The organism is Rhodococcus sp. DMF-1, assembly GCF_021441945.1.
Taxonomy (GTDB): Bacteria; Actinomycetota; Actinomycetes; order Mycobacteriales; family Mycobacteriaceae; genus Rhodococcus; species Rhodococcus ruber.
In genome coordinates this window covers 5293302-5319959 of record NZ_CP090442.1, presented here as the reverse complement: position 1 = coordinate 5319959, position 26658 = coordinate 5293302, and the positions used below count along the sequence as shown (strand labels likewise).

26 protein-coding genes are annotated in these 26658 nt (G+C 69.6%); 17 read left to right on the top strand and 9 right to left on the bottom strand.

Annotated features, from left to right (window positions below; all coding sequences use genetic code 11):
• Window positions 1-25: 25 nt before the first annotated feature.
• The 10 genes from LZP97_RS24400 (at window position 26) to LZP97_RS24355 (ending at window position 10577) form a co-directional block, all read left to right on the top strand.
• Complete coding sequence (locus tag LZP97_RS24400; RefSeq protein ID WP_026137818.1) at window positions 26-1573, top strand: FadD3 family acyl-CoA ligase; 1548 nt, start codon at window positions 26-28, stop codon at window positions 1571-1573.
• Window positions 1570-2457 carry an enoyl-CoA hydratase gene (locus LZP97_RS24395; RefSeq protein WP_010594488.1) on the top strand — a complete coding sequence of 296 codons (888 nt, stop codon included), beginning with the start codon at window positions 1570-1572 and terminating at the stop codon, window positions 2455-2457. The genes LZP97_RS24400 and LZP97_RS24395 overlap by 4 nt, the downstream gene beginning before the upstream one ends.
• Window positions 2457-3617 (top strand): acyl-CoA dehydrogenase family protein, encoded by a 1161-nt coding sequence (locus LZP97_RS24390; protein ID WP_010594489.1) that lies wholly within the window; start codon window positions 2457-2459, stop codon window positions 3615-3617. The genes LZP97_RS24395 and LZP97_RS24390 overlap by 1 nt, the downstream gene beginning before the upstream one ends.
• A complete protein-coding gene (locus tag LZP97_RS24385) occupies window positions 3614-4582 on the top strand; it encodes an acyl-CoA dehydrogenase family protein (protein ID WP_048773357.1) in 969 nt (322 codons plus the stop codon). The genes LZP97_RS24390 and LZP97_RS24385 overlap by 4 nt, the downstream gene beginning before the upstream one ends.
• Window positions 4579-5628 carry an acyl-CoA dehydrogenase family protein gene (locus tag LZP97_RS24380; protein ID WP_048773359.1) on the top strand — a complete coding sequence of 350 codons (1050 nt, stop codon included), beginning with the start codon at window positions 4579-4581 and terminating at the stop codon, window positions 5626-5628. Before LZP97_RS24385 ends, LZP97_RS24380 begins: the two co-directional genes overlap by 4 nt.
• Window positions 5629-5921: 293 nt before the next feature.
• The gene (locus LZP97_RS24375; RefSeq protein ID WP_234574922.1) at window positions 5922-7352 is read left to right on the top strand and encodes a DUF1254 domain-containing protein; all 1431 of its coding nucleotides are present in this window, start codon (window positions 5922-5924) and stop codon (window positions 7350-7352) included.
• Between the two features lie 210 nt (window positions 7353-7562).
• Window positions 7563-8438, top strand: coding sequence for an aldo/keto reductase (locus tag LZP97_RS24370; protein ID WP_048773363.1), 876 nt, complete (start codon window positions 7563-7565; stop codon window positions 8436-8438).
• 189 nt (window positions 8439-8627) lie between these two features.
• Window positions 8628-9344, top strand: a complete 717-nt coding sequence (locus LZP97_RS24365) for an acetoacetate decarboxylase family protein (protein WP_017680963.1) — start codon at window positions 8628-8630, stop codon at window positions 9342-9344.
• Window positions 9345-9420: 76 nt separating this feature from the next.
• Entirely contained in the window at window positions 9421-10080 is a 660-nt protein-coding gene (locus LZP97_RS24360; RefSeq protein ID WP_048773365.1) for a PRC-barrel domain-containing protein, read from the top strand.
• Complete coding sequence (locus tag LZP97_RS24355; protein WP_010594496.1) at window positions 10077-10577, top strand: DUF4190 domain-containing protein; 501 nt, start codon at window positions 10077-10079, stop codon at window positions 10575-10577. The genes LZP97_RS24360 and LZP97_RS24355 overlap by 4 nt, the downstream gene beginning before the upstream one ends.
• A gap of 27 nt (window positions 10578-10604) precedes the next feature.
• Here LZP97_RS24355 and hsaB read toward each other — a convergent pair whose 3' ends face one another.
• The 4 genes from hsaB to hsaA are packed head-to-tail and all read right to left on the bottom strand — an operon-like array spanning window position 10605 to window position 14152.
• Complete coding sequence (hsaB, locus tag LZP97_RS24350; protein ID WP_010594497.1) at window positions 10605-11180, bottom strand: 3-hydroxy-9,10-secoandrosta-1,3,5(10)-triene-9,17-dione monooxygenase reductase subunit; 576 nt, start codon at window positions 11178-11180, stop codon at window positions 10605-10607.
• Window positions 11177-12079, bottom strand: coding sequence for an iron-dependent extradiol dioxygenase HsaC (gene hsaC / locus LZP97_RS24345; protein WP_010594498.1), 903 nt, complete (start codon window positions 12077-12079; stop codon window positions 11177-11179). Before hsaC ends, hsaB begins: the two co-directional genes overlap by 4 nt.
• A gap of 1 nt (window position 12080) precedes the next feature.
• The gene (hsaD, locus tag LZP97_RS24340; protein ID WP_010594499.1) at window positions 12081-12965 is read right to left on the bottom strand and encodes a 4,5:9,10-diseco-3-hydroxy-5,9,17-trioxoandrosta-1(10),2-diene-4-oate hydrolase; all 885 of its coding nucleotides are present in this window, start codon (window positions 12963-12965) and stop codon (window positions 12081-12083) included.
• Window positions 12966-12976: 11 nt separating this feature from the next.
• A complete protein-coding gene (hsaA, locus tag LZP97_RS24335; protein WP_010594500.1) occupies window positions 12977-14152 on the bottom strand; it encodes a 3-hydroxy-9,10-secoandrosta-1,3,5(10)-triene-9,17-dione monooxygenase oxygenase subunit in 1176 nt (391 codons plus the stop codon).
• Window positions 14153-14342: 190 nt separating this feature from the next.
• Here hsaA and LZP97_RS24330 point away from each other — a divergent pair, with 190 nt between their 5' ends.
• From LZP97_RS24330 to LZP97_RS24315, 4 genes are all read left to right on the top strand, one after another.
• Window positions 14343-15485 carry a Rieske 2Fe-2S domain-containing protein gene (locus tag LZP97_RS24330; protein ID WP_048773367.1) on the top strand — a complete coding sequence of 381 codons (1143 nt, stop codon included), beginning with the start codon at window positions 14343-14345 and terminating at the stop codon, window positions 15483-15485.
• 2 nt (window positions 15486-15487) lie between these two features.
• Window positions 15488-15826, top strand: a complete 339-nt coding sequence (locus LZP97_RS24325) for a hypothetical protein (RefSeq protein ID WP_010594502.1) — start codon at window positions 15488-15490, stop codon at window positions 15824-15826.
• Window positions 15827-15854: 28 nt separating this feature from the next.
• Window positions 15855-16058 carry a zinc-ribbon domain-containing protein gene (locus tag LZP97_RS24320; RefSeq protein WP_010594503.1) on the top strand — a complete coding sequence of 68 codons (204 nt, stop codon included), beginning with the start codon at window positions 15855-15857 and terminating at the stop codon, window positions 16056-16058.
• A 685-nt stretch (window positions 16059-16743) separates the two neighbouring features.
• Window positions 16744-17388 (top strand): dihydrofolate reductase family protein, encoded by a 645-nt coding sequence (locus tag LZP97_RS24315; RefSeq protein WP_010594504.1) that lies wholly within the window; start codon window positions 16744-16746, stop codon window positions 17386-17388.
• 135 nt (window positions 17389-17523) lie between these two features.
• Here LZP97_RS24315 and LZP97_RS24310 read toward each other — a convergent pair whose 3' ends face one another.
• Window positions 17524-19032: a protein adenylyltransferase SelO gene (locus tag LZP97_RS24310; protein WP_017680961.1), complete on the bottom strand. Its 1509-nt coding sequence runs from the start codon at window positions 19030-19032 to the stop codon at window positions 17524-17526.
• Between the two features lie 276 nt (window positions 19033-19308).
• Window positions 19309-19704, bottom strand: coding sequence for a DUF6223 family protein (locus tag LZP97_RS24305; RefSeq protein WP_017680960.1), 396 nt, complete (start codon window positions 19702-19704; stop codon window positions 19309-19311).
• Window positions 19705-19923: 219 nt separating this feature from the next.
• On the opposite strand from LZP97_RS24305, the gene LZP97_RS24300 reads away from it, so the two are divergent.
• Entirely contained in the window at window positions 19924-21165 is a 1242-nt protein-coding gene (locus LZP97_RS24300; protein WP_010594507.1) for a sensor histidine kinase, read from the top strand.
• Window positions 21162-21848, top strand: a complete 687-nt coding sequence (locus LZP97_RS24295) for a response regulator transcription factor (RefSeq protein WP_010594508.1) — start codon at window positions 21162-21164, stop codon at window positions 21846-21848. The genes LZP97_RS24300 and LZP97_RS24295 overlap by 4 nt, the downstream gene beginning before the upstream one ends.
• Window positions 21849-21984: 136 nt before the next feature.
• On the opposite strand, the gene dmpG is transcribed toward LZP97_RS24295, so the two are convergent.
• The 3 genes from dmpG to LZP97_RS24280 are packed head-to-tail and all read right to left on the bottom strand — an operon-like array spanning window position 21985 to window position 24793.
• On the bottom strand, window positions 21985-23043 hold the full coding sequence (dmpG, locus tag LZP97_RS24290) for a 4-hydroxy-2-oxovalerate aldolase (protein ID WP_048773441.1): 1059 nt from the start codon (window positions 23041-23043) through the stop codon (window positions 21985-21987).
• 5 nt (window positions 23044-23048) lie between these two features.
• Window positions 23049-23978: an acetaldehyde dehydrogenase (acetylating) gene (locus LZP97_RS24285; protein WP_048773368.1), complete on the bottom strand. Its 930-nt coding sequence runs from the start codon at window positions 23976-23978 to the stop codon at window positions 23049-23051.
• A gap of 29 nt (window positions 23979-24007) precedes the next feature.
• Complete coding sequence (locus tag LZP97_RS24280) at window positions 24008-24793, bottom strand: 2-keto-4-pentenoate hydratase (protein ID WP_026138161.1); 786 nt, start codon at window positions 24791-24793, stop codon at window positions 24008-24010.
• Between the two features lie 130 nt (window positions 24794-24923).
• Here LZP97_RS24280 and kstD point away from each other — a divergent pair, with 130 nt between their 5' ends.
• The gene (kstD, locus tag LZP97_RS24275) at window positions 24924-26636 is read left to right on the top strand and encodes a 3-oxosteroid 1-dehydrogenase (protein WP_048773443.1); all 1713 of its coding nucleotides are present in this window, start codon (window positions 24924-24926) and stop codon (window positions 26634-26636) included.
• Window positions 26637-26658 lie beyond the last annotated feature (22 nt).

The window sequence follows — 26658 nt, the reverse complement described above, 5'->3', positions numbered from 1 at the left end:
AAGCACTTGCTAGGTAGGGAGCTCCGTGACTGCACAACCGAGAACCACACCGGCCGCCGTCGAACGCGCCGCATCGGTGTACGCCGACCGGACCGCGATCGTCGACGGCGACGTGCGACCGACGTTCGCACAACTTCGCGATCACGTCCGCGAATTCGCCGCCGCGCTCGTCGCCCACGGCGTCGGGCCCGGCGCACGCGTCGCGATCTGGTCGCCCAACACCCACCACTGGATCGTCGCTGCGCTCGGGATCCAGTGGGCCGGCGGCGTCGTCGTCCCCGTCAACACCCGCTACACCGGGGCCGAGGCGCACGACATCCTCGACCGCATCCGTGCCGAGGCCCTCGTCGTCGCCGGCGACTTCCTCGGCACGGACAGGTACGCCGCCCTGCGCGCCGCCGCGCCCGGCCTGCACGTGCCCACCGTGGTGCGGGTCCCGCTGGGTGGGACCGACGCACCGGCCGACGGCGTCGTGGACTGGGACGACTTCCTCGCCGCGGCGACGGCGGACGCGCGCACCGAGGCCGACGCCCGGGCGCGGGCCGTCTCTCCCGACGACGTCAGCGACATCCTGTTCACCTCGGGCACGACCGGGCGCAGCAAGGGCGTGCTCAGCGCCCACCGGCAGCTGATCGGGGTGGCGCAGGCGTGGGCCGAGTGCGCCGAGCTCACGCCGGACGACAACTACCTGATCATCAATCCGTTCTTCCACAGCTTCGGCTACAAGGCCGGGTTCGTCGCCGCGCTGCTCGCGGGCGCGACCGCCGTGCCGATGGCGGTGTTCGATGTCGAGAAGGTCATGGCCACCGTCGCCGACCGGCGGATCAGCGTGCTGCCGGGCGCACCGACGATCTACCAGAGCATCCTCGACCACCCCCGCCGCGACGAGTTCGACATGTCGTCCCTGCGGATCGCGGTCACCGGGGCCGCACCCGTGCCCGTCGCGCTCGTCGAGCGCATGCAGAACGAACTGAGCTTCGACGCCGTGCTCACCGCGTACGGCCAGACCGAGGCCGTGGTCGCGACGATGTGCCGCACCGACGACGATCCCGTCACCGTCTCCACCTCCTCCGGCCGCGCCGCCGCCGGCTTCGAGGTCCGCATCGGCGACAAGGGCGAGATCCTGCTGCGCGGCCCGAACGTGATGCTCGGTTACCTCGACGACCCGGAGGCCACCGCCGAGACCATCGACGCCGACGGCTGGCTGCACACCGGCGACGTCGGCACCCTCGACGAACGCGGCTACCTCGACATCACCGACCGGCTCAAGGACATGTACATCAGCGGGGGGTTCAACGTCTATCCCGCCGAGATCGAGGCGGCGTTGATGCGCCTGCCCGGCGTCCACGAGGTCGCGGTCGTCGGCGTGCCCGACGAGCGCATGGGCGAGGTCGGCCGCGCGCACGTCGTCGCCCTCGAGGGCAGCGGCCTCACCGAGGAGTCGGTGATCGCGTTCTGCAAGGAGAAGCTGGCCAACTTCAAGGTGCCGCGCTCGGTTCGCTTCACCGGGCACCTGCCCCGTAACCCGTCCGGCAAGGTTCTGAAAAACATTCTGCGTGAGGAGAAGTCATGACCGTCCCCTACGAGCCCGATGTCGTCACCTACGAGGTGCGCGACGGCATCGCGATCGTCACCCTCAACCGGCCGGACTACCGCAACGCGCAGAACTCCGTGATGACCTACGCGCTCGACGCCGCCTTCGAACGCGCCGTCGAGGACGACGAGGTCAAGGTGATCGTGCTCGCCGGCAACGGCAAGCACTTCTCCGCCGGGCACGACCTGGGCACCCCCGGTCGTGACCACCACGTCCACTACGACAACAAGGCCGTCATGTGGTGGGACCACGTCGACAAGCCCGGCGGCGACCAGCGGTACGCCCGCGAGATGGAGGTGTACCTGGGCATGTGCCGCCGCTGGCGGGAGATCCCCAAGCCGACGGTGGCGATGGTGCAGGGCGCATGCATCGCCGGCGGCCTCATGCTCGCGTGGGTGTGCGACCTGATCGTCGCCTCGGAGGACGCGTTCTTCTCGGATCCGGTGGTGCGGATGGGCATTCCCGGCGTGGAGTACTTCGCCCACCCCTGGGTCCTGGGCACGCGCTTCGCCAAGGAGATCCTCTACACCGGTGACCGCTTCGGTGCCCAGCGCGCCTACGAGGTCGGCATGGTCAATCGTGTCGTGCCACGCGAGAAGCTCGAGGAGGAGACCCTCGCCCTGGCCGGACGGATCGCGGAGATGCCGCGGTTCGGGCTGGCCCTGACCAAGCGCGCCGTCAACCAGTGCGAGGACCAGATGGGCATGCGCAACGGCATGGACTCGGTGTTCGGCCTGCACCACTTCGCGCACGCCCACAACGCCGAGGTCGGCACCGACTCCCTCGGCGGCATGAACGCGAAATCGATGGCCGCGAGCGCACGCCCGGTGAGCGGCTCTGCCGCGCAGGAAGGAACGAAGTAGTGGATCTGCAACTCGACGACGCGACCCTCGCCTTCCGCGACGAGGTCCGCGCCTTCCTCACCGAGAACGTCCCGTCGAGCCCGCTGAAGTCCATGGACACGGCCGAGGGCTTCGAGGAACACCGCGAGTGGGAACGCACCCTCGCCGAGGCCCGTCTGTCGGTCGTCTCGTGGCCCGAAGAACTCGGCGGGCGCAACGCCACGCTGCAGCAGTGGGTGGTGTTCGAGGAGGAGTACTACCGCGCCGGCGCGCCGGGCCGGGTCAGCCAGAACGGAATCTTCCTGCTCGCTCCCACGCTGTTCGAGCACGCCCACCCCGACCAGCTCGCGCGCATCATGCCGCGCATGGCCCGCGCCGACGACATCTGGGCCCAGGCCTGGTCCGAGCCGGAGTCCGGCAGCGACCTCGCGTCGCTGCGCTCGACCGCCCGGCGGGTCGACGGCGGGTGGCTGCTCAACGGGCAGAAGACGTGGAGCTCGCGGGCGTCCTTCGCGGACATGGGCTTCGGCCTGTTCCGTTCCGACCCGGATGCGCAGCGACACAAGGGCATCACCTACTTCATGTTCGATCTGCGTGCCGAGGGCGTCACCGTCCGGCCCATCGACCAGCTCGACGGCGAACCCGGCTTCGCGGAGATCTTCCTCGAAGACGTGTTCGTCCCGGACGATCCCGCCGACCCCGGCGAGTCCGGCGTGATCGGCGGCGTGAACGAGGGATGGCGCGTCGCGATGAGCACCGCCTCGAACGAACGCGGACTGTCGCTGCGCTCCCCCGGACGGTTCCTCGCCACCGCCGACCGCCTGCTGGCGCTGTACGCGGCGTCGGACCGGCACGGGGACGCGGCCCTGCGCAACCGCGTCGCCGACGCGTGGATCGGGGCGCGCGCATACGAGTTGTCCACCTGGGCCACCGTCACCCGGCTGCAGGACGGCGGCCAGCTCGGCGCCGAGTCGTCCATCAACAAGGTGTTCTGGTCGGACTGGGACATCGCCGCCCACGAGACCGCGCTGGACCTGCAGGGCCCGGCCGCGGAGATCGCCGACGGCTGGACCGACGGCTACCTGTTCTCGCTGTCGGGGCCGATCTACGCGGGCACCAACGAAATCCAGAAGAACGTCATCGCCGAGCGGCTGCTCGGCCTTCCGAAGGGCGACCGATGAGATTCGCGCTCGACTCCTCCCACGAGGACTTCGCGTCCAGCATCGACGCGCTGCTCGCCAAGTCCGATCTGCCTGCGGTCGTCCGGTCGTGGGCCGCCGGTGACACCGGCCCCGGCCTGAAGGTGTGGCAACGGCTCGCCGAGGTCGGCGTCGGCGCGCTGCTCGTCGACGAGGACCACGACGGTCTCGGGGCCGACGCCGTCGACCTCGTCGTCGCCATGGAACAGCTCGGTCGCCACGCGGTGCCCGGCCCGATCGTGGAGACCGTGGCCGTCGCGCCGATCCTGCTGGCCGCCGTCGCTCCGGACCGGCTGCCCGCACTCGCCTCCGGTGAGCTCGCGACGGTCGCCGCGGCACCGCACGTGCCGTACGCGGTCGACGCCGACGTCGCCGACCTCGTGCTGCACGTCGACGGCGGCACGGTCTCGACGGGCACCGCCGGCGACGTTCGGCAGTCCGTCGACCCGGCCCGTCGTCTGCATGCCGTCGCCGCGGCGGACGCATTGGGCGACACGGACTTCGGCGCGGCGTTCGACTACGGAGCCCTGGCCACCGCGGCGCAGCTGCAGGGGCTCGGACGCACCCTCCTCGACACCACGGTCGAGTACGCGCAGCAGCGCAAGCAGTTCGGTCGCGCCATCGGCTCGTTCCAGGCCGTCAAGCACCACCTCGCCGAGGTCGCCGTCGGCCTCGAGATGGCGCGCCCGCTGCTGCTCGGTGCGGCCCTCGCGGTGCGCGACGGCGCAGCGACCGCCTCCCGCGACGTCTCGGCCGCGAAAGTCGCCTGCGGCGACGCGGCCTACCGGGCGGCACGGACGGCACTGCAGGTGCACGGCGCCATCGGCTACACCCTCGAACACGATCTGTCGCTGGCGTTGACCCGGGTGCGGGCCCTCGTCACCGCGTGGGGCACCGCGGACGTGCACCGGGCGCGGGTAGTCGACGCACTGGAGGACGCATCGTGACCTTCGAGACCGAGGATCGCGCCGCGCTGCGCGAGTCGGTGCGCAGCCTGCTCGCCCGGCACTCCGATTCCGCGGCGGTGCGCAAGGCCATCACCCTCCCGGACGGCTACGACGCCGACCTGTGGCAGAAGCTGGTCGAACAGATCGGGGTCGCAGCCCTCGCCGTGCCCGAGGAATACGACGGTGTCGGCGCCTCCCTCGCCGAGACCCACGTCGTGCTCGAGGAACTCGGCCGCACGCTCACCCCGTCGCCGATGCTCGGCTCGGCGGTGCTCTCGGCCCAGGCTCTGCTGCTCTCCGGCGACACCGACGCATGCACCCGCCTGTTGCCGGGCATCGCCGCCGGGGAGATCGCCGCGGTGTGCTGGGCTTCCGAAGCCGGCTGGTCCACACCCGGTGTCGTCCTCGAGGGCGGCCGGCTCGACGGCACCGCCCACTACGTGCTCGGCGGGGACGTCGCGACGACCTTGCTGGTGCTCGCGGCCGACGGGGACGACGTCGCGCTCGTCGAGGTGGATCCGGACGCCGACGGTGTCGTGCGACGCCGGGTGCCGACGATGGATCCGACCCGCACCCTCGCCGAGGTGCGCTTCGAGGGGGTGACGGGCCGGCGGCTCGCGGCGTCCGCCGCTCTCGAGGAGCGCCTGCGGACCGTCGCGCTGATCGCGCTGTCGGCCGAGCAGGTCGGCGCGGCCCGGGCCGCGCTGGATCTGACGGTGGAGTACTCGAAGAACCGCAGGCAGTTCGGCCGGGTCATCGGGTCGTTCCAGGCGCTCAAGCACCGCATGGCCGACATGTACGCACTGGTGGAGACCGCACGCTCGATGTCGTACGCGGCCGCGCTGTCGCAGGACACGCAGGACGCGTACGCGGCGAAGGTGTACTGCTCGGAGGCCTTCGAACAGGTGGCCGCGGAAGCGATCCAGTTGCACGGGGGCATCGCGATCACCTGGGAACACGACGCGCAGCTGTACTTCAAACGCGCGCACGGGGCGGCCCAGCTGTTCGGGCAACCGCGGGAGTTCCTGACCGCGATCGCGCGTTGAGCGCGGGCGGCACCCGCATCCGGGTGCCGCCACCGTTGCCGGCGGCGGCACCGTCCGTACACCGTCTGCCCGGTCCGTAGCAGCGGGACATGCACATCGTCCGCTCGGTTCGGTACCCACGCCTCCCCGCCCCGGGCCCGGGCAAGCAACCTTGCCGGATCGAGTGCGGTGCCCTTATCTTCAGAGAGGACGCAGCAGCTGCCAACTGCCCGGCCTGTTCCTCGGGTGACCCTCGACAGACGTCGCGCACCATGGCGTCCCGCTCCCGAGCGCCGGCCGGGGAAGGAGGGGTCATGCCGGCTCGGTCTTCCGGCGGGAGCTCTGACGAGGCCCGCCGCGCGGTGGGGATCCCCGATGTCGTCGAGACGGACCTGGGGACATTCCGATTCGACGACGGTGTCCCGGACCTGGACACGATGGCGTTGTGCTGGGATCGTCTCGACCTGCTGCGCGGCGTCGACGTGTTCCTGAACGCGGTTCCCGGCGCGTCGCTCGCGGCCGCACGTGCCGCGTTCCCGTCGCTGGGAATCCACACGTCGCGGGACATGGCCGTGTGCGCGCGCATGGATTCGGTGCCCTACCTCCTGACAGCCAACACCGAGACGACCTATGGGTTCACCTTGCTCGACCTGCGGGCCGACGGGCCGACGGTGGTCGAGTGCCCGCCGATGTCACTCGACGTGGTCGACGACTTCTGGTTCCGGTACGTGGCCGACCTGGGCAATGCCGGGCCCGACAGGGGGCAGGGCGGGAAGTACCTGTTCCTGCCGCCGGGCTACGAGGGCGAGGTCCCCGAGGGCTACTTCACCTTCCGCTCGCGCACGTTCACCAACTTCCTGTTCGCCCGCAACCTCGGCGGGCTCGATGTCATCGAGCAGACCCGTATCTATCCGCTCGACCAGGCCGGTGACCCGCCGGAGATGCGGTTCGTGAAAGCAGACGGCGTGCCGTACAACACCGTCCACTCGAACGACTTCTCGTTCTACGAAGAGGTCGACCAGATCGTCCAGGAAGAACCGGTCGACGCACTCGATCCCGAGCTTGCCGGTCAGCTGGCGGCGATCGGCATCGTCAAGGGCCGGCCGTTCGCTCCCGATCAGCGGATGCGCGCAATCCTGTCTCAGGCGGCGCCGATCGGTGCGGCGATTGCGCGCACTCTCGCGTACCGGCCACGTGACCCGCAGTCCTACATCTACGGCCGGGACGTGTCGTCGTGGAAGACGGCCTTCGTGGGCGGAAGCTCCGAGTTCCTGCACGACGGTGTTCGTCTCCTGGATGCCCGTACGCTGTTCCACTACGTCGCCACCGTCGTCACGCCGGCGATGGCGACGCCGACGGTGGGAGTGGGCTCGCAGTACGCCTACACCGCCGAGGACTCCGAGGGACAGTGGCTGGACGGGGGCCGCACCTACCGGGTGCACCTGCCCGCAGGCATTCCCGCCAAGGACTTCTGGTCGCTGTGCGTCTACGACTGCCAGTCCCGCTCCCTGCTGCAGACCGACAACCCGTACCCGTCACTCAACAGCAACACCGGGACGGTCGCAGCCGACGAAGACGGCTCCGTGGACGTCTACTTCGGACCCGCATCACCGGCGGGCCGGGAGTCGAACTGGATCCAGACGGTCCCGGGCAAGTCCTGGTTCCTGCTCCTGCGCCTCTACGGACCACTCCAGGCATGGTTCGATCGGACCTGGCGACCCGGTGAGATCGAACCCCTCGCCTGACCGAGACGCGGGGGGCGGTCTCGGCGCAGGAAGACTGCTCGCGTGATCGCACCTCCTGGCCCCGCCGGAGCGGCGATCGGACTTCGAGCGTGCTCGTCCGGTGGCGTTTCCCGACGGGGCACCGAACCACGATTCCGCAGTATCCCGCTGGGCGAGTGAGCGACGGACTCGAGCGCGGCAGGACACCTTCGGACTCGTTAGCCTGGGACGATGAGCACTCCCGTCATCACGCTGAATTCCGGTACCACCATCCCGCAGCTCGGCCTGGGAGTCTGGCAGGCCACCGACGAGCAGACCGAACACGCCGTGCGCTACGCCCTCGACGAGGCGGGCTACCAGCACATCGACACCGCCGCCGCGTACGGCAACGAGGAGGGTGTCGGACGCGGGATCGCGTCGGCGTCCGTCCCGCGGGAGGACGTCTTTCTCACCACGAAGTTGTGGAACTCCGACCAGGGCTACGATCGGGCGTCGAAGGCGTTCGACGAGAGTCTGCGCCGCCTCGGCACCGACTACGTCGACCTGTACCTGATCCACTGGCCGCTGCAGGACGACGACCGGCTGCTGCGCACGTGGGACGCGCTCGAGAAGATCGCCGAGTCCGGACGGGCCAAGGCGATCGGCGTGTGCAACTTCGAGCCGCACCACCTGCAGCTGCTCGTCCATCGCGGCGGCATGCTGCCCGCCGTCGACCAGGTGGAGCTGCACCCGCACCTTCCCCAGCAGGAGATTTGCGCCTTCGCGGCCGACCACGGGATCGCCGTCGAATCGTGGAGCCCGCTGGGCGGTACCAGCAACTCGGGCTGGGGCCGCGAGTCCAAGCCGAACACGCTCCTGGTCGATCCGATCATCACTCGCATCGCGGACCGGCACAGCAAGTCGGCTGCCCAGGTGCTGATTCGCTGGCACCTGCAGAACGGGTTGATCGTCATTCCGAAGTCCGTCCACGACGAGCGGATCACGCAGAACATCGACGTGTTCGACTTCGAGCTCGACGACCTCGATCTGAGCGAGATCGCGACCCTCGACGACGGCACGCGTGTCGGCATGCACCCGGACGAGATGAACCTCGGCGCACCGAGCTGACGGACCCACCCTGCACGGGCGGCCGCGCCCATCCGGCGCGGCTGCCCGCTCTTCGGACGCATTCGCCGACCACTCTTGCGCTCCCAGCACGGACCACGAATAGTAGAACACGTTCTCATCCGCAACCCGGCCGGCCACCGCCGGGTGCGCGATCGGTCCGCGCAGAAGGGGCAGGGCGTGACGACACACATGATCTCGGGCACCGCGATCGAGATGCCGGTGCGAGTCCGGACCGCGACGGCATTCACGGCGATGTACTCGGTGCCCGCCGCGCCGGCTCAGGCGCTGATCGACCACTCTGGACTCGAACTGCTGCACCCCCGCCCGGGTCGCGGAGTCTGCATCCTGGTGTTCGTGGACTACGTCGACGGTGATCTCGGACCCTACAACGAGTTCGGCGTGTGCTTCCTCGTTCGCGACCACCGCCGGCGCGGCGGCACCGCGCTGCGGGATCTGCGGGAACTCGTCCGCGGCGGCGCGGGTGCCCTCATCCACCGGCTCCCGGTGGACGGCGAGTTCACCCTGGCGGCGGGACGCGGGATCTGGGGATTCCCCAAGACTCTCGCCGACTTCGACGCCGACCACACCGGCGACGTCAAGCGCGCGTCGGTGCGCAGCGACGGGCAGCTGATCGCGGAACTGTCGGTCCGGCCGGGTTTCGCGGTTCCCGGCCGGGGCGCGGCCGCCTCCGTCACGGCCTACTCGCATCTGGGCGGCGTCACCCGGCGCACCGGATGGGCGATGCATCCCGCCGGCGTGCGCAGCCGCATCGGCGGCGCCGACCTGCAGCTGGGCACCCACCCCATCGCCGGTGAACTGCGCACCCTGGGTCTGCCCCGGCGCGCGCTGCTCACGTCGTCGATCTCCCGTCTGCAGATGACGTTCGGAGACGCCGAACCGATCTGACCCGACCGCCGGGTTTCGGCGCGCGCCGCAGTGGGCACCCACCGAGTCGAAGACACAATCGATCGGTGAGGTCACCATGATCAACAACAGCGACATCGATGCGCTCGTCGGCGCCACCGTCCACGGTCCCGGCGGCGACAAGCTCGGCAAGGTCGGCGAGGTCTATCTCGACAACCGGACCGGCAACCCTGCGTGGATCACCGTCGTCACCGGCCTGTTCGGCACCCGTCGGCACTTCGTGCCGATCGACGTCGCCGAGTTGGACGGTAAGGACGTCCGTCTGCCGTTCGACAAGGACACGGTGACCGGCGCCCCGAACATCGACGAGGACGGCCGTCTCACCCCCGAGGAGGAGACGCAGCTCTATCGGTACTACGACAGGGGGGATACCGATACCGACACCGGACGCGCGCCGGATAGCGACCGGACACCCGACACCGGTCGCGACACCGGCCGGACACCCGACACCGACCGACTGCGCGACGCCGATCGGACACCGTCCACCGGTGCGCCGGGTGTCGCGACCTCGGCGCCGCCGTCGGCACCGTCGCACGGCGGCGGCACCGGCGGGACACCGCAGCAGGGCACGCCACAGCACGGCACGCCACAGCAGCACGGCACGCCCTCGCCCGGTCCGCGGCTCCACAAGCGGGTCGTGACCACCGAGTACTACGTCGACGAGGGCGCCCCCGGCCAGCATCCCGGCCAGCATCCCGACCAGGAGGACCGACGATGATCGAACGCGAACCCGCCGGGGCCAGCGCCGCCGGCAGAGACCCGATTCCCAACCGCGACCGCGTTTCCGACCGCGACCGTGTAGTGGCGGACGACCGCGTCACCACCACCACCGCCGCCCCCTTCGAGGAGCGGGTGACGACGAAGCCCGCCAAGACGAGCGTCGCTGCCGCACTCGCACTCGCGGTCGGCACGGCCGCACTCGTGTGCGTGCTCTCGCTCGTCCTGTCGCCGGTGGGCCTCGTGCTGTCCATCATCGGCATCGTGCTCGGTATCGTCGGCCTACGCGCCGCCCGGCGCCTCGGCGTGACCGGACGGGGCGTTGCCATCGCGGGCATCGTCCTGAGCGTCGTCTCGCTCGTGCTGTCCATCGCGTACGTCGCGGGCGTCGTCACGGTGCTCAACAACGACCGCATGGTCGAGCAGCTCGAGCAGCAGCTCGATCGGGCCCGCGACCAGCTGCCCGACAGCATCGAGGTGCCGCAACCCGGCCAGTGACGGACCGATGCCTGCCGGAGCCGGCCCCTAGAGCCAGGTGTCCTCGGAGGTGCTCGTGAGAAACGCCTCGAGGTCGTCCCGCCAGGGGGCCGGCACCGTCTTGTCCGGCTCGATCCCGGTGTACTGGCCTCGATAGAACAGCAGCGGCCGTTCCTTCTCGTCCCGCACCTCGCTCAGCGACGACACCCGGCCGAACACCACCCAGTGGTCGCCCCCGTCGTGCACGGTCTCCACCGTGCAGTCGATGTGGGCGAGGGAGCCGGCGAGGATGGGCGAGCCGAGCGGCGACGGACGCCACTCGACACCGGCGAACTTGTCCGGCTCGCGGGATCCGAACCGCGCGCATGTGTCCCGCTGTTCCTCCGCGAGCACGTTGACGCAGAAGCGCCCGGAGCGTTCGATGGCGGTCCACGACCGCGACATTTTCGTCGGGCAGAACAGCACCAGGGGCGGGTCCAGCGACAGCGCCGCGAACGACTGGCAGGCGAATCCCACCGGCTCGCCGGCGTCGACTGTGGTGATGATCGTGACACCCGTACAGAACTGGCCGAGCACGGTGCGGAAGGTGCGAGGGTCGATCGTGACGTCGCCGGGTCCGGTCATGGCTGCAAGCCTACGCTGAAGTCGTGGCCCCACAGGCTGACGGCTGTGGACTCGCGGGCGATCCACTCCCGGTCCTCGACCTGCCTTCCCTCGCAGCCGAACTCGACGTCGAAACCGCCGGGGGTCTTCATGTAGAACGAGAGCATCAGATCGTTGACGTGCCGGCCCAGCGTCGCCGACATCTTGACCTTGCGGCGCAGGGCCCGGTCCAGGCACAGCCCGACGTCGTCGGAATTCTCCACCTCGATCATCAGGTGCACGATGCCACTCGGCGTGGGCATCGGAAGGAACGCCAGGCTGTGGTGCCGGGGATTGCATCCGAAGAAGCGGAGCCAGGCCGGTTTCCCGTCGGCCGGGCGGCCCACCATCTGCGGCGGCATGCGCATCGAGTCCCGCAACCGGAAGCCGAGGACGTCGCGGTAGAAGTGCAGCGCCTCCTCGTCGTCGCGGGTGGACAGGACGACGTGCCCGAGTCCCTGCTCTCCGGTGACGAACCGGTGCCCGTACGGACTCACGACGCGGCGGTGCTCGAGCGCGACCCCGTGGAACGCCTCGAGAGTATTGCCGGACGGGTCCTGGAACACGATGAGTTCGTCGACCCGGCGGTCGGCGAGTTGCTCGGCCGTGCCCTCCTTGAACGGCACTTCGGCGGCCGCGAGGTTGTCACGCACCTCCTGCAGCTCGGCGGCGTTCGCGGTCTCCCAGCCGGAGACGAGCAGCCGGTCGCTCTCGTGCGGCTCGATGACCAGCCGGGCCGGGAAATCGTCCATCCGGAGGTAGAGCGCCGCGGGATCGACGCCCTTGCCCTCGACCATGCCGAGCACCTTCAGACCGTATTCCCGCCAGGCGTCCATGTCGGTGGCGCCGATGCGCAGGTAGGCGAGGGATCGGATACCCATGTCAGTTGCTCCTGTCCGTCAGGAAGTCCGTTGTCAGGCGGTTGAACTCGTCGAACTTCTCGAGCTGAGCCCAGTGTCCGCAGCCACCGAAGACGTGCAGTTGCGCCCGCGGGATCATCTTGAGCGCGACGAGCGCGCCGTCGAGCGGGTTGACCCGGTCCTCGCGCCCCCAGATCAGCAGCACCCGCTGCCGGAGCTTGTAGGCGTCGCGCCAGAGCATGCCGAGCTCGAAGTCCGGACCGGAGAACGACTTCCCCATCGCGCGTGCGGCAGCGAGGGATTCCGAGGTGCTCGCGGCGGCGAACCGTTCGTCGACCAGCTCGTCGGTGATCAGCGACTGGTCGTAGACCATCACCCGGAGGAACGCCTCGAGCTTCTCCCGGGTGGGGCCCTCCGGCGGCGCCGCGAACCGGCCGAGGTTCTTCACGCCCTCGGTGGGGTCGGGGGCGAAGAGGTTGACGCTCAATCCGCCCGGCCCCATGAGCACGAGCCGTCCGGCGCGGTCCGGGAAGTCCAGCGCGAATCGCACTGCGGCGCCGCCGCCGAGCGAGTTGCCGAGCAGGTGCACGCGCCCCTCGAGCCCGAGGTGGTCGAGCAGGTCCTTCAGCGCGGTGGCGCTGTGCACGAAGTACTGCGGGTGTTCGGTGGGCTTGTCGGACCTGCCGTAGCCGGGCTGGTCGACACACAGGACGTGGAAATGCTCGGCCAGCACGGGGATGTTGCGGGCGAAGTTGGACCAGCCGGAGGCGCCCGGCCCGCCGCCGTGCAGCAGGACGATCGTGGTGTCGTTGCCGACCCCCGCCTCGTGGTAGTGCAACCGCAGGTCGTCCCGCACCTGCGCGAACCGGGACGTGGACTCGTAGGTGATCTCTTCCGTCGCAGTCAATTCGATATCCCCTACACCATCGTGTCGGTGATCGGCAGGCCGAACTCGCCGGCGCCGAACATCACGTAGGCGCGTTCGGCGTCGTTGGCGGCGTGGACCCGCCCGGCGTGGGCGTCGCGCCAGAACCGCTGGATCGGCGTGCCGTTGGCGAGGGCGGTGGCGCCGGAGTTCTCGAACAGCAGGTCGATGGAGGCGATGGCGCGGCCCGTCGCCCGGACCTGGTCGCGACGGGCACGCAACCGCAGGTCCATCGGGACCTCCTCGCCGGCGACGAGGTGCGCGTACTCCTCGGCGACGTTGCCCGACAGCTGACGCCACGCGGCGTCGATGTCGCTGGACGCCTCCGCGATCCGGACCTTGGAGAACGGATCGTCCTTGGCCTTCTCCCCCGCGTACGCGGCACGAACCCGCTTACCCTGATGGTCGACGTGGGCCCGGTACGCGCCGAAGGCCATGCCGACGATCGGCGTCGAGATCGTCGTGGGATGGATGGTGCCCCAAGGCATCTTGTAGACGGGTGCGGTGTTGCGCTCGAGCCCCGGCGCGGTGAGCTCGCTCATGGCGCGGAAGCTGAGGAAGCGGTGCCGCGGCACGAACACGTCCTGCACCACCACGGTGTTCGATCCGGTACCCCGGAGCCCGACGACGTTCCAGACGTCGTCGATCGCGTAGTCCGCGCGCGGGATCAGGAAGCTGCCGAAGTCGACGGGGCGGCCGTCCTTGATCACCGGGCCGCCCACGACGACCCAGGTGGCGTGGTCGCACCCGGAGGACCAGGCCCACGCACCGTTGACCTTGTATCCGCCGTCGACGACCTCGCCGGCGCCCATGGGGGCGTAGGACGAGGAGATGCGGACATCGGTGTCCTCGCCCCACACGTCTTCCTGGGCCTGCTGCGCGAACAGCGCCAGATGCCAGTTGTGGACACCGATGATGCCGGAGACCCAGCCGGTGGAGCCGCACGCGGCGGCGATGTTGCGGACCGCCGTGTAGAAGGTGACCGGATCGGCTTCGTACCCGCCCCACTGGCTCGGTTGGAGCAGTCGGAAGAAGCCGGTCTCCTGCAGCGCCTTGATCGAGTCGTCGGGGATGCGGCGAAGGTCTTCGGTCTCCTGTGCACGTTCCCGCAGGGCGGGCAGCAGCGCGTCGATCCGCTGCAGCACCTCGTGGCTCTCGTGGTCGCCCACTGGACGCTCCCGTCTGTTCCGGAATTGATCGCTTGATTCGAGACTAGAACACGTTCCCATTTGTGTCGAGACCGGAACCGCGTCCCAGGTCGACGGGCTTTCCGTGGGACGAAAGTCCTCGAACGCTTCCGGTACGCGCCAAAATTCTATAACGTGTTCTACCAAGCATCCGAAGGAAAGTGAGGGGACGATGGCACAGGTTCGCGAGATCGACGTCGGAGAGGTCCGCACGCGGTTCGCGCGGGGGTGGCACTGCCTCGGGCTGGCCCGGACGTTCAAGGACGGCAAGCCGCACGCCGTCGAGGCCTTCGGAACCAAACTCGTGGTCTGGGCCGACAGCGCGGGCGACCTGAAGATCCTCGACGCCTACTGCCGCCACATGGGCGGCGACCTGTCCCAGGGCGAGGTCAAGGGCGACTCCGTCGCCTGCCCCTTCCACGACTGGCGATGGGGAGGAAACGGCAAGTGCACCGACATCCCCTACGCCCGCCGTGTGCCACCGCTCGCCCGCACCCGCGCCTGGCTCGCGATGGAGAAGAACGGTCAGCTCTTCGTCTGGAACGACCCCGAAGGCAACACCCCGCCGCCGGAGGTCACGATCCCGGACATCGAGCAGTACGGGTCGGACGAATGGACCGACTGGACCTGGAACTCGATCCTCATCGAGGGCGCCAACTGCCGGGAGATCATCGACAACGTCGTGGACATGGCGCACTTCTACTACATCCACTACGCCTTCCCGACGTACTTCAAGAACGTCTTCGAGGGGCACGTCGCCGCGCAGTACCTCAACACCCGGGGCCGTCCCGACAAGGGCATGTCCACCCAGTACGGCATGGAGTCGCTGCTGAAGTCGTTCGCCGCGTACTACGGCCCGTCCTACATGATCAATCCGCTGACCAACAGCTACGGCGGCTACGAGGTCGAGTCGGTGCTGATCAACTGCCACTACCCCGTCACACACGACTCGTTCGTGCTGCAGTACGGCATCATCGTCAAGAAGCCGACGGGCATGCCCGAGGAGGCGTCGAACAAGCTGGCCGCGAAGCTGACCGAAGGCATCGGCGAGGGCTTCCTGCAGGACGTCGAGATCTGGAAGAACAAGACCAAGATCGAGAATCCGTTGCTGTGCGAGGAGGACGGTCCGGTCTACCAGCTGCGACGCTGGTACGAGCAGTTCTACGTCGACGTCGCCGACGTCACCGAGAAGATGACGCAGCGCTTCGAGTACGAGGTCGACACCACCAAGGCCAACGAGGCATGGCAGGCGGAGGTCGCCGAGAACCTCGCGCGGCAGAAGGCCGACCAGGGCAAGCAGGAAGCGGAGGTCTGACGATGGATCCCTCGACCCGGGCGCGCAGCTGGGCGAAGGCCCCGGACTTCGCCGGCCAGCCCGCCCGGGTCGAGGCGGTCCGCGCCCAGACCGCCATCGACAAGATCAACTATCTCGATTCGGGCCTGCACGAGGTGCAGTGCCGCGAGTGCGGCACCTGTGTCCTGGTGCGCAAGAACAGCTTCGACCACACGACCGTGCAATGGCGCGAGGACCCCGCGGCGGTGTGCCCGAATTTCCGGGGCTCCGAGGTCCCGGGCGCCCTGCGCGACGGCTGCCCGCAGCTGCGCGCCAGCATCGAGCAGGCCGTACTCGACGGCCGGATCACGATTCCGGACTGACAGCGCCACGCCGCACTATGCTGGCGTCGTGTTCCTCCTCTTCGGCTTCAGCACCAAGCGGCAACACCTCGGCTCCGGGCAGACCCGAACGTGCCCGAACTGCCACAACACCACACAGTGGGCACGGATCCGCGAATTCAACCAGTTCACGTTGTTCTTCGTCCCGGTCGCGCGATGGAAGCGCCGGCAGCTGGAGCAATGTGGCATCTGCGGCACCGCCGTCGAAGTCTGAGCGCCTTCATTCCGGGCGACCGTCACCGCCGGAGCGTCGGCGCACTCAGCCGATACCCGGATCGACGAGCCGAATCGAGCACCGGAGCTGTTCCGACAACTGCAACGCTGTGTGCTGCCAGACAAAAACAGTTGAGCAACATAGCTTTTCGTGTGCAGGTGAGACATTCCGTCACGGACGCCGCCTACCGGGCGTGCAACTGTTCCACAACTCCGCCCCCTCGACCGCCGGACCGGCCACCAGCGCGTCGGCGAGAATCCGGCCTCGGTCGCGCCGAGAGCGTGATCGTCGAATTTCCTCGTAGCGTCCTCGGCATCGCTCTTGCTTGTTGCGGCACCTCTTTCGACGAATCAGCCAGATCGTCCACCATTTCAGAACGCGACACCGTCATCGTCTTCCGCGAGTGCCGCAATACCGCTCGCATCGCACGAAACTCGGTACCGCACGAGCGGCCGTTCTCCGGTACGACCTGCGCGATCGATCGAGGCGAGGGAGAGATGTGCACCGCCCCTCGAGCCCGGACTGCCGGGCACCGCACGGACGCCACCGCAGGACCGGCCGGGACCGATGCACCGCGAGGTCGGTCGAAGAGCATGAAGTCAGATGCCGTCACAGCGATGAGTCCGCCGCCTCCCACGGGTCTACCTTTGCGACGGAGACACACCACTTCACCGGGAGCCGAGCCATGGGCCTGATCGACATCGAACTGTTCACCACCCTCGACCTCGTCGGACAGGCACCCGGCGGCCCCGACGAAGACCCGGAAGGATTCCCGTTCGGCGGGTGGCAGGCGCCCCTGCTCGACGAGGTCACCGGCGCGCAGATCGGGGCCGCCTACGACGGCACCGACGCCCTGCTGCTCGGCCGCCGGACCTACGACATCTTCGCCGCCTACTGGCCGCACCAGCACAGCGGCGAGGACCACGACATCGCCACACTGTTCAACAGCGTCCCGAAGTACGTGGCCTCCCGCGGCCGGCCCGACCTCTCCTGGTCCGGATCCACACAGCTCGGCCCCGATCTGGCCGGTGCGGTGCGCGAGATCCGGGACCGGCACGAGCACATCAAGGTCGTCGGGAGCCTGGACCTGGTCCAGACCCTGCTGCGCGAGAAACTCTTCGACCGGCTCGACCTGTGGGTGCACCCGATCGTGCTCGGCGTCGGGAAGAAGGTGTTCGACGCCGGCGCGGTGCCCACCAACCTCACTCTCCTCGCACCGCCGGTAGCCGGCCCGACGGGCACCGTGTACCTGCGCTACGCGCTCGCCGACGGCATACCCGGCACCGGGGACATGAGCGCCCCCGACCGCGGCGCCGGGAGGGACGGCTGAACCCGCCCCACCTGGGTCCGTGTGCTCGGCGGTGCCTCCGCCGGGTCTGCCGCCGTCGTTCCCCTCGGCGCATCACCGACGACGTAGCCCCCCCGGGGACGAACACAGTCGTACCCGGCGGCGTGCACTCGGGCGTCAGGTGCCGCAGAAGGTTCGGAAGGTTGCGCTGAACGACGGCGGGGCAGGGGTGGTGTAGTCGGACCATTCGTCGCGACGATCGAACGGATGCGTGACGACGTCGAGCAGCTTCTCGAACGGGGCGAACTCTCCGTCGGTCGCGGCCCGCAACGCGGCATCGAGCTGATGATTGCGCGGGATGTACAGCGGGTTCACCCGGTCCATCGCGTCCGCGGTCGCCACCGCCTCGCGCCCCTGTGCGGTCAGTGCGCCGCGCCAGCGCTGCACCCAGGGCCCCATACGCTCGCGGGGAATCAGGGCATGCAACGGCGTCGAATGTCCCCGCAGTTCTTCCGCGAGCGCACGGAAGCTGCCCGTCCAGTCGGCGCCGTGCCCGGCCATCAGCCTCAGCAGGTCGTCGACGAGCGCACGGTCGAGGAGTGTGCCCGCCGCCCCGAGTTTGGCCGCCATCCCGGCCGCGTAGTGGCCCTCGTACCGCTCCTCGAAGGTGTCGAGGACTGCCGATACCGCGCCGATCGCGTTCTCCGGCGTCGTGTCGATCAGCGGCAGCAGTGTTTCCGCGAAGCGCGCCAGATTCCATTTCAGGACAGCCGGCTGGTTGCCGAACGCGTAGCGGCCGCTGTGATCGATCGAACTGAACACCGCCGCGGGGTCGAACGCATCGAGGAAGGCGCACGGACCGTAGTCGATGGTCTGTCCCGAAATGGTCGTGTTGTCGGTGTTCATCACCCCGTGCACGAAGCCGGTGAGCGTCCACTGCGCCACCAGTGCTGCCTGTGCCTCGACCACCGCCTCGAAGAATGCCAGGTAGCGACTGCCCTCCCCCGTGGCCGGCAGCTCGGCCACCTCCGGGTAGTGGCGGGCGATCGCGTAGTCGGCCAGCCGCTGCAGGACTCCCTCCTGTCGGGCCGCGAATTCGAAGGTCCCGACCCGCAGGTGACTGGCCGCGACCCGGGCGAGCACCGCACCGGGCTGTGCGCCGTCCCGGCGTACGCGGCGGCCCGTCGCGACCACCGACAGCGCGCGCGTCGTGGGAATACCGAGAGCGTGTATGGCCTCGCTGACCAGGTACTCGCGCAGCATCGGGCCGAGGACCGCGTAGCCGTCACCGCCCCGAGAGAACGGCGTGGGCCCCGAGCCCTTCAGGTGCAGATCCACCCGCCGACCGTCACTGCCCACCACTTCGCCGAGCAGCAACGCCCGGCCGTCCCCGAGCAGCGGCGCGTACCCACCGAACTGATGGCCCGCATACGCCATCGCCACCGGCGTGGCCCCGGCCGGCGCCGTCGATCCGGACAACACCCCGACCCCGGCCTCGCTCCGCAGCACCTCCACGTCCCATCCCAGCGACACCGCGAGCCGCTCGTTGAGCGCCAGCAACTTCGGGTCGGGAACATGAACACCCTGCCACGGCACGGCCAGAGCACCCAGCTCGTCGGCAAAAGTGCTTTCGAAGCCGGCCACCGCCGAGTTCGTGCTCACCGTGGACTCCGGGAATGCAGCCATCAGTCGAGGGTAACCACACCCAACCCTGTCCCGCCGCTCACGACCGGGAACACACCCGGCCGCCCGGTGCCCGACGTCGCCGGGCCACGAGGCCCCACCGCACTCGCCTGCAAGGGCTCGTCACCCCGCGGGGGCGGCGCCGGTCGGCATGGCCCACCGCGTAAGCAGCGGGCCTGCGAGCCGAGGGGTGCGCCGCGAGCGCAGACGGGGGGCTGCCGGTCGGGGGCGGCGCCGGGTCACTGCGCAGCACCCCGCGCCGGCGGACCGGTCGGGCGCTCACGACGCGGGCGCGGGACCGGAGCCATGTCCGGAGCGGCGACGAGCGCGAGCCAGAGCGAGCCCGCCGAGGACCGTGCCGGTCAGTCCCAGCGCCACGGCGACGACGGCGCCGGCGAGCCCGTTGCCGGTGCCGAGGCCCCCGGCGGCGTTGACCCCGTGTACTCCACCGGCGATCACGCTGAGCGGCCCCAGCACCACGGCCACGATCGTCCGGGCTGGTCCGGTGCCGGGCCGGCGGGATCGGGCCAGGGCCAGCCCCCCGGCGACGGCGCTGATCAACCCCAGTACGGCTGCCGCTGTGGGCACGGCTCGTCCGACGCCGAGTTCGTAGCCGGCAGCGAGAACGACGACCTGTGTCGTCGCCGGTGCGGCAAGCAAGTCGAGGACAGGCATTGCGGATCCTTTCGGTCGAACGACGGCTACCGGAGGCCTCCGTCGCTGAGCGGACGCACTCGATCGTCGTGTCTCGGCAAACGCGGTGTCCTCGGGCGGCGGGCGGCAGCGGATACGGAGTTCGACGTAGGTCGCTCACCCGCAACCACGCTCCTCGACGTAGGCGGTTGCGCAGTTCGGGGGAGTTGTCATCCCGGCCCGGAGCCATATGATCGCGCCATGCAGGAGCGCGTCACGTTGTTCCGCCCGCCCGCCTGGGCGCAGGATGTGCTCCTGGCGGTGTTCATCACGGTGATGCAGGTCCAGGGAACGGTCGTCCGCAACGGCGGGGAACCGGAGGCCGTGCTGCGCCCGCTGTCCGACCTCGGGAATCTCGGCTACCTCCTCTTGGTCACCGGCGGCGCGGTCCTGGTCTGGCGCCGCCGCCGTCCCGTCGCAGTGTTCGTCGTGACCGCGCTCGCGAGCATGGTGTACTACGCGCTCGATTTCCCGGACGGTCCCACATGGCTGGGCCTGTTCGTGGCCCTCTACACCCTCACCGCCCGCGGCGACGGACGTCGCTCGCTGGTGGTGGCCGGGGTCGGCATTGCAGCACTGTCCGCGGTGTGGCTGCTCGCCGCGGCCGACATCGAGCCCCCCGCCGCGGTCGGCTGGGTGTACTTCCGGATCGGCGCCGCGGGCATGAGTGCCGCCCTCGGGGAGAGCGTCCGCTCGAGGAGAGTCATCGCGGAGGAAGCGCTCGAGCGCGCCGAACTGGCAGAACGCTCTCGTGAGGACGAAGCACGCGCCCGGGTCGACGAGGAACGGCTCAGGATCGCACGCGAGGTCCACGACACCGTCGCGCACGCCATCGCCGTCATCAACGTGCAATCCGGGGTCACCGCGCACGTGCTGGACAAGCGACCCGAACAAGCACGCCGGACGCTCGAGGCCATCGAGCAGACCAGTTCCCGGGCACTGCAGGAGATGCGGGCCATCCTCGGAGTCCTTCGCGACGACCGCGACGACCGCCTCCCGCCGCCGGGCCTCGCGCAGGTCGGCGAACTCACCGCCAGGGCGCGCGACGCCGGGCTCGACGTCGAGTTGGAGACGATCTCACCCCCGCCGCCCGTACCCGGCGCGGTCGGCAGCGCCGTGTACCGGATCCTGCAGGAGTCGATCACCAATGTGATTCGCCACGTCGGCCCGACCCGGGTCGCGGTCGTACTCGACTACGGCCCCGACGCCGTGGAAGTCCGCGTGACGAACGACGGCCCGCGCATCGGTGGGGACACCGAGGAAGCAGCCGACCGTGCCGACGGTGGGTTCGCCGGCACGGGCACACGCGGACACGGGATCGTGGGAATGCGCGAGCGTTGCCAGCTCCTGGGCGGAGACTTCGACGCCGGTCCGCTCCCGGGCGGTGGCTTCGCCGTCACCGCCCGGCTGCCCTTGGCCCCGACCGGAACGGTGAACGCATGAACCCGGGCGCCTCCGGCCCCGACGCCCCCATCAAGGTCCTGCTCGTAGACGACGAGCATCTCGTGCGGTCCGGTTTCAGGATCCTGCTCGAGGTCGAGGACGGCATCACGGTGGTCGGGGAAGCCGCAACCGGCGCCGAGGCCGTGGAGCAGGCCCGCGCCGTGCGCCCGGACGTCGTCCTCATGGATATCCGGATGCCGAAGATGGACGGCATCGAGGCCACCCGGCAGATCACCACCACCCCCGGGCTCCAGCACGTACGCATCCTCATCCTGACCACCTACGACACCGACGCCTACGTCTTCGAAGGCTTGCAGGCCGGCGCCAGCGGCTTCCTGCTCAAGGACGCCGGCCCCGCCGAGCTCCTGCACGGTATCCGCGTGATCGCCGCCGGAGAGGCTCTGCTCGCACCGCGCATCACGCGCCGACTCATCGCCCAGTTCACCGCACAGCGCACCGCCGACAAGGCCGCCGATCGTCGGCTCGAGGTTCTCACCGACCGGGAACGTGAGGTCCTGACGCTCGTAGGTATGGGCATGAGCAACAAGGAGATCGGCGCCGAACTCTGCCTCAGCCCGGCCACCGCCCGTACCCACGTCAGCCATGCCATGGTGAAACTCGGGGCTCGCGACCGCGCGCAACTGGTCGTCATCGCCTACCGAACAGGACTCGTGAAGCCGTGAGCGATCCCCCGCCTGTGAGCGCAGCGACGCGCCCCCGGGGGGCCGAATGTCACATCGCGTCGATCGGATCGACGCGATGTGACATTCGGTCGGGCAGGCGGGCGGGGGGTCGGTCGGGGGTCGGGCAGGCGGTCGGTCAGGCGGACTGCTGCTCGCGCTGGAGTTCGAGGGCGATGTCGATCAACTGGTCCTCCTGGCCACCGATGAGCTTGCGCTTGCCCGCCCGCACCAGCAGTTCCGCGGCGGAGACCCCGTACCGCTCGGCCTGGCGCTCGGCGTGGCGCAGGAAGCTCGAGTACACCCCGGCGTAGCCCATCATCAGGGCCTGACGGTCGAGGAGGCATTCGGCGGGCATCACCGGGCGCACGACGTCCTCCGCGGCGTCGGCGATCGCGAAGAAGTCGATGCCGGTCTTGATCCCCACCTTGTCGCACACCCCGACGAACGCCTCGACCGGGGTGTTGCCGGCACCCGCGCCGAACCGGCGGGCCGACCCGTCGATCTGCCTGGCACCCGCGCGGACCGCGGCGATCGAATTCGCCACGCCCAGGCCGAGATTCTCATGTCCGTGGAATCCGACCTGTGCGTCGGAGCCGAGTTCGGCGACGAGCGCCTCGACGCGCTCGGTGACCTGTTCGAGGACGAGCGCGCCGGCCGAGTCCACGACGTACACGCACTGGCAGCCGGCGTCGGCCATGATGCGGGCCTGCTCGGCGAGCTTCTCCGGGGTGACGGTGTGCGCCATCATCAGGAAGCCCACGGTCTCGAGTCCGCGCTCGCGGGCGAGCCCGAAGTGCTGGACGGACACGTCGGCCTCGGTGCAGTGCGTGGCGATGCGGCAGATCGAGGCGCCGTTGTCCTGCGCCTCGATGATGTCCTCCTTGATGCCGACACCGGGGAGCATGAGGAACGCGATCTTCGCGTGCTGGGCGGTGTCGACGGCGATCTTGATCAGTTCCTGCTCGGGCACCTTCGAGAACCCGTAGTTGAACGACGAGCCCCCGAGACCGTCGCCGTGGGTGACCTCGATGACGGGGACGCCCGAGAGGTCGAGGGCGGCGACGACGGCACGCACCTCCTCCCGGTCGAACTGGTGACGCTTGTGGTGGGAGCCGTCGCGCAGCGACGTGTCGGTCACGCGGATGTCCCACGACGGTTCGAAGAAGATGTCGTCGCGGCGGTCGGTAGCGGTCATCGGATTCACGCCTTCACGGAGGTGTTCGAGGGGAGGGCGTCCGCCGAGAGGAGTGCGCGGGCGATCTCCTCGCCCACCTTGGTGGCGGCCGCGGTCATGATGTCGAGGTTGCCGGCGTACGGCGGCAGGAAGTCGCCGGCGCCCTCGACCTCGACGAAGGTGGTGACGGTGGCGTGCCCGCCGGACACGACGGTCGGATCGTCGAACTGCGGTTCGTTGAGCAGACGGTAGCCGGGCACGTACTGCTGCACGTCGGCGACGACGCGGTGGATGGATTCGGCGATCGCGCCCCGGTCTGCGTCCTCGGGGATGGCACAGAAGATGGTGTCGCGCATGATCATCGGCGGGTCCGCCGGATTGAGGACGATGATCGCCTTGCCTCTGCGGGCACCGCCGATGGTCTCGATGCCCCGGCTGGTGGTCTTGGTGAACTCGTCGATGTTGGCGCGGGTGCCCGGACCGGCGGATACCGACGCCACGGACGCCACGATCTCGGCGTAGGGCACGTCCACCACGCGGGAGACGGCGTGCACGATCGGGATGGTGGCCTGGCCGCCGCAGGTGATCATGTTGACGTTGGGCACGTCCAGGTGCGCACCGAGGTTCGCGGGCGGCACGACGGCCGGTCCGACGGCCGCGGGGGTGAGATCGATCGCCCGGATGCCGGCCGCCTCGTACCTCGGTGCGGCCTCCCGGTGCACGTATGCGGACGTCGCCTCGAACACCAGGTCCGGCTTCTCCGGCTGCGCGAGCAACCAGTCGATCCCCTCGGCCGACGTCTCCAGGCCGAGCGTGCGGGCGCGGGCGAGTCCCTCGCTCGCGGGGTCGATACCGATCATCCAGCGAGGCTCGAGCACATCCGAGCGTTGCAGCTTGTAGAGCAGGTCGGTGCTGATGTTGCCCGACCCGACGATTGCGACACGTGCCTTGGCCATGGTTTCTCCTTGCAGTCGGGACCGGGTGGTCACGAGAACGTGAGCGAGACGGAGCCCAGTCCCGCGAACTCGGCGTGGAACTCGTCGCCGGGGCGCGCATCGATCGCCCGCGTGCACGAACCGGGCAGGACGATGTCGCCCGCCTTCAGCCGCACCCCGAAACTGTCGACCTTGCGGGCGAGCCACGCGACCGCGGTGACGGGATTGCCGAGCACCGCGTCGCTGCGTCCCTCGGCGATCCGCTCGCCGTTGCGGGTGAGCACCGCGTCGATGCCCTTGATGTCGATATCGGACGGCGCGACCCGCTGCGTGCCGAGCACCCAGCCGGCAGACGAGGCATTGTCGGCGATGGTGTCCGCGAGGCCGATCTTCCAGTCCTTGATCCGGCTGTCGATCAGTTCGATGGACGGCGCGAACGCGACGGTGGCATCGAGGACGTCGTTCTCGGCGCAGTCCGCCCCGGGCAGGTCCTTGCCGAGCACGAAGGCCACCTCGACCTCCACCCGCGGAAAGCAGTATCGCGAGGTGTCGACGGGCCGGTCCTCGAAGACCTGCATGTCGTCGAGCAGATGACCGTAGTCGGGCTCGTCCACACCCATCATCTGCTGCATGGCCAGGGACGACAGCCCCACCTTGTGGCCGACCACGCGAGCACCGGCCGCGAGGCGACGCCGGATGTTGATCAGCTGGATCTCGTAGGCGTCGACGACGTCGATGTCGGGGTGCCGGGCCACGAGCGGGTCGACGGGGGTACGGTCGCGCTCGGCGGCCTCGAGCTCGTCCGCCAGCCGGGTGCGCAGTTGCGTCGGCAGCATTGCGGTTCCTTCCTGTTCACCGGCGACCGGCATGTTCTGCAACCTGTTTCCGTTCGACGCGTGGTGTGCGGGTGATCTTCCTGGCAGAAGGGATGGACTCACCGCGCCATCATTCTATAACGTGTTCTACATGATCAAGCAGGAATACGACATCGTCGTCGTCGGCAGCGGCGCCGGCGGAATGACCGCCGCGCTGACCGCCGCGCACCGGGGCGCGAGCGTCGTCCTGGTCGAGAAGGCACCGCACTACGGCGGTTCGAGTGCGCGCTCGGGCGGCGGCGTGTGGATTCCGAACAACGAGGTCCTCGGGGCGGCCGGCGTCACCGACACCCCGGAGGCCGCCCGCACCTACCTGCACAGCATCATCGGCGACGTCGTGCCCGCCGGCAAGATCGACACCTACATCGACCGCGGGCCCGAGATGCTGTCCTTCGTCCTGGAGCACAGCGCCCTGGAACTGCAGTGGGTGCCGGGCTACTCCGACTACTACCCCGAGGCCCCCGGCGGCCGGCTCGGCGGGCGGTCCGTCGAACCGAAGCCGTTCGACGGCAAGCGACTCGGCGACGACCTCGCGCTGCTCGAACCCGACTATGTCAAGGGCCCACCCAACTTCGTCATCACCCAGGCCGACTACAAGTGGCTCAACCTGCTCATGCGCAATCCCCGCGGGCCGGTCCGCGCCGCGAAGGTCGGCGTGCGGTACCTGTGGGCGCGGGCCCGCAGAAGGCACCTGCTGGTCCGCGGCCAGGCACTCATGGCCGGACTCCGCATGGGTCTGCGTGACGCCGGAGTACCGCTGCTGCTGAACACCGCTTTGACGGACCTCGTCGTCGAGGACGGGGTGGTGCGCGGTGTGCGGGTCGAGTCGGACGGACAGCAGCGCACCGTCCGGGCCCGCCGCGGCGTCGTGATCGCCTCCGGCGGTTTCGAACACAACGAGCAGATGCGCACGCAGTACCAGCGCGCGCCGATCGGCACCGAGTGGACCGTCGGCGCGAAGGCCAACACCGGGGACGGCATCCGCGCGGGCCAGTCCCTCGGCGCCGCCGTCGATTTCATGGACGACGCCTGGTGGGGCCCGTCCTTCCCGCTCACCGGCGGCCCGTGGTTCGCCCTGTCCGAGCGCAGCCTGCCGGGCTCGATGATGGTCAACGCGGCGGGCCGGCGCTTCGTCAACGAATCCGCCCCGTACGTCGAAGCGGTGCACGCCATGTACGGCGGTCGGCACGGCCGGGGCGACGGGCCCGGCGAGAACATCCCGTGCTGGATGATCCTCGACCAGCGCTACCGCAACCGCTACACCTTCGCCGGCATCACGCCCCGCAGCCCCTTCCCCAAGCGCTGGCTGAAGGCGGGTGTCGTCGTCCGCGCCGGCTCGATCGCCGAGCTCGCCGGGAAGATCGGGGTTCCGGCCGCCGCCCTCACCGCGACGGTGGAACGCTTCAACGGTTTCGCCCGGGCGGGCCGGGACGAGGACTTCGGGCGCGGGGAATCGGGCTACGACCACTACTACGGCGACCCGCGCAACAAGCCCAACCCGAGTCTCGGCGTCATCGACAAAGCCCCCTTCTACGCGATCAAGGTGGTGCCCGGCGATCTAGGCACCAAGGGTGGCCTGCGCACCGACGCCGACGCCCGGGTCCTGCGCGAGGACGGGACCGTGATCGAGGGCCTCTACGCGGCCGGCAATGCCAGCGGTCCCGTCATGGGCCACACGTACGCCGGACCGGGCGCCACGATCGGCCCGGCCATGACCTTCGCCTATCTCGCGGTCCTCGATGCACTCGCCCGGCCGGAGCAGCCGGCGGTGCCGCCGGTCTCCGAGACCGTCGAACAGCACTGACCCGCACCCGGCCGCGCCGATC

What these genes read in the sequence shown, in the direction of transcription:
- LZP97_RS24365 (WP_017680963.1), top strand. Translation starts at nt 8,628, where the DNA reads ATGATCTCGGGCACCGCGATCGAGATGCCGGTGCGAGTCCGGACCGCG.
- LZP97_RS24285 (WP_048773368.1), bottom strand. Translation starts at nt 23,978, where the DNA reads ATGGCCAAGGCACGTGTCGCAATCGTCGGGTCGGGCAACATCAGCACC.
- LZP97_RS24395 (WP_010594488.1), top strand. Translation starts at nt 1,570, where the DNA reads ATGACCGTCCCCTACGAGCCCGATGTCGTCACCTACGAGGTGCGCGAC.
- LZP97_RS24295 (WP_010594508.1), top strand. Translation starts at nt 21,162, where the DNA reads ATGAACCCGGGCGCCTCCGGCCCCGACGCCCCCATCAAGGTCCTGCTC.
- LZP97_RS24385 (WP_048773357.1), top strand. Translation starts at nt 3,614, where the DNA reads ATGAGATTCGCGCTCGACTCCTCCCACGAGGACTTCGCGTCCAGCATC.
- LZP97_RS24355 (WP_010594496.1), top strand. Translation starts at nt 10,077, where the DNA reads ATGATCGAACGCGAACCCGCCGGGGCCAGCGCCGCCGGCAGAGACCCG.
- kstD (WP_048773443.1), top strand. Translation starts at nt 24,924, where the DNA reads ATGATCAAGCAGGAATACGACATCGTCGTCGTCGGCAGCGGCGCCGGC.
- LZP97_RS24310 (WP_017680961.1), bottom strand. Translation starts at nt 19,032, where the DNA reads ATGGCTGCATTCCCGGAGTCCACGGTGAGCACGAACTCGGCGGTGGCC.
- LZP97_RS24375 (WP_234574922.1), top strand. Translation starts at nt 5,922, where the DNA reads ATGCCGGCTCGGTCTTCCGGCGGGAGCTCTGACGAGGCCCGCCGCGCG.
- LZP97_RS24315 (WP_010594504.1), top strand. Translation starts at nt 16,744, where the DNA reads ATGGGCCTGATCGACATCGAACTGTTCACCACCCTCGACCTCGTCGGA.
- hsaB (WP_010594497.1), bottom strand. Translation starts at nt 11,180, where the DNA reads ATGACCGGACCCGGCGACGTCACGATCGACCCTCGCACCTTCCGCACC.
- hsaC (WP_010594498.1), bottom strand. Translation starts at nt 12,079, where the DNA reads ATGGGTATCCGATCCCTCGCCTACCTGCGCATCGGCGCCACCGACATG.
- LZP97_RS24300 (WP_010594507.1), top strand. Translation starts at nt 19,924, where the DNA reads ATGCAGGAGCGCGTCACGTTGTTCCGCCCGCCCGCCTGGGCGCAGGAT.
- dmpG (WP_048773441.1), bottom strand. Translation starts at nt 23,043, where the DNA reads ATGACCGCTACCGACCGCCGCGACGACATCTTCTTCGAACCGTCGTGG.
- LZP97_RS24280 (WP_026138161.1), bottom strand. Translation starts at nt 24,793, where the DNA reads ATGCTGCCGACGCAACTGCGCACCCGGCTGGCGGACGAGCTCGAGGCC.
- LZP97_RS24330 (WP_048773367.1), top strand. Translation starts at nt 14,343, where the DNA reads ATGGCACAGGTTCGCGAGATCGACGTCGGAGAGGTCCGCACGCGGTTC.
- LZP97_RS24305 (WP_017680960.1), bottom strand. Translation starts at nt 19,704, where the DNA reads ATGCCTGTCCTCGACTTGCTTGCCGCACCGGCGACGACACAGGTCGTC.
- LZP97_RS24360 (WP_048773365.1), top strand. Translation starts at nt 9,421, where the DNA reads ATGATCAACAACAGCGACATCGATGCGCTCGTCGGCGCCACCGTCCAC.
- LZP97_RS24325 (WP_010594502.1), top strand. Translation starts at nt 15,488, where the DNA reads ATGGATCCCTCGACCCGGGCGCGCAGCTGGGCGAAGGCCCCGGACTTC.
- LZP97_RS24370 (WP_048773363.1), top strand. Translation starts at nt 7,563, where the DNA reads ATGAGCACTCCCGTCATCACGCTGAATTCCGGTACCACCATCCCGCAG.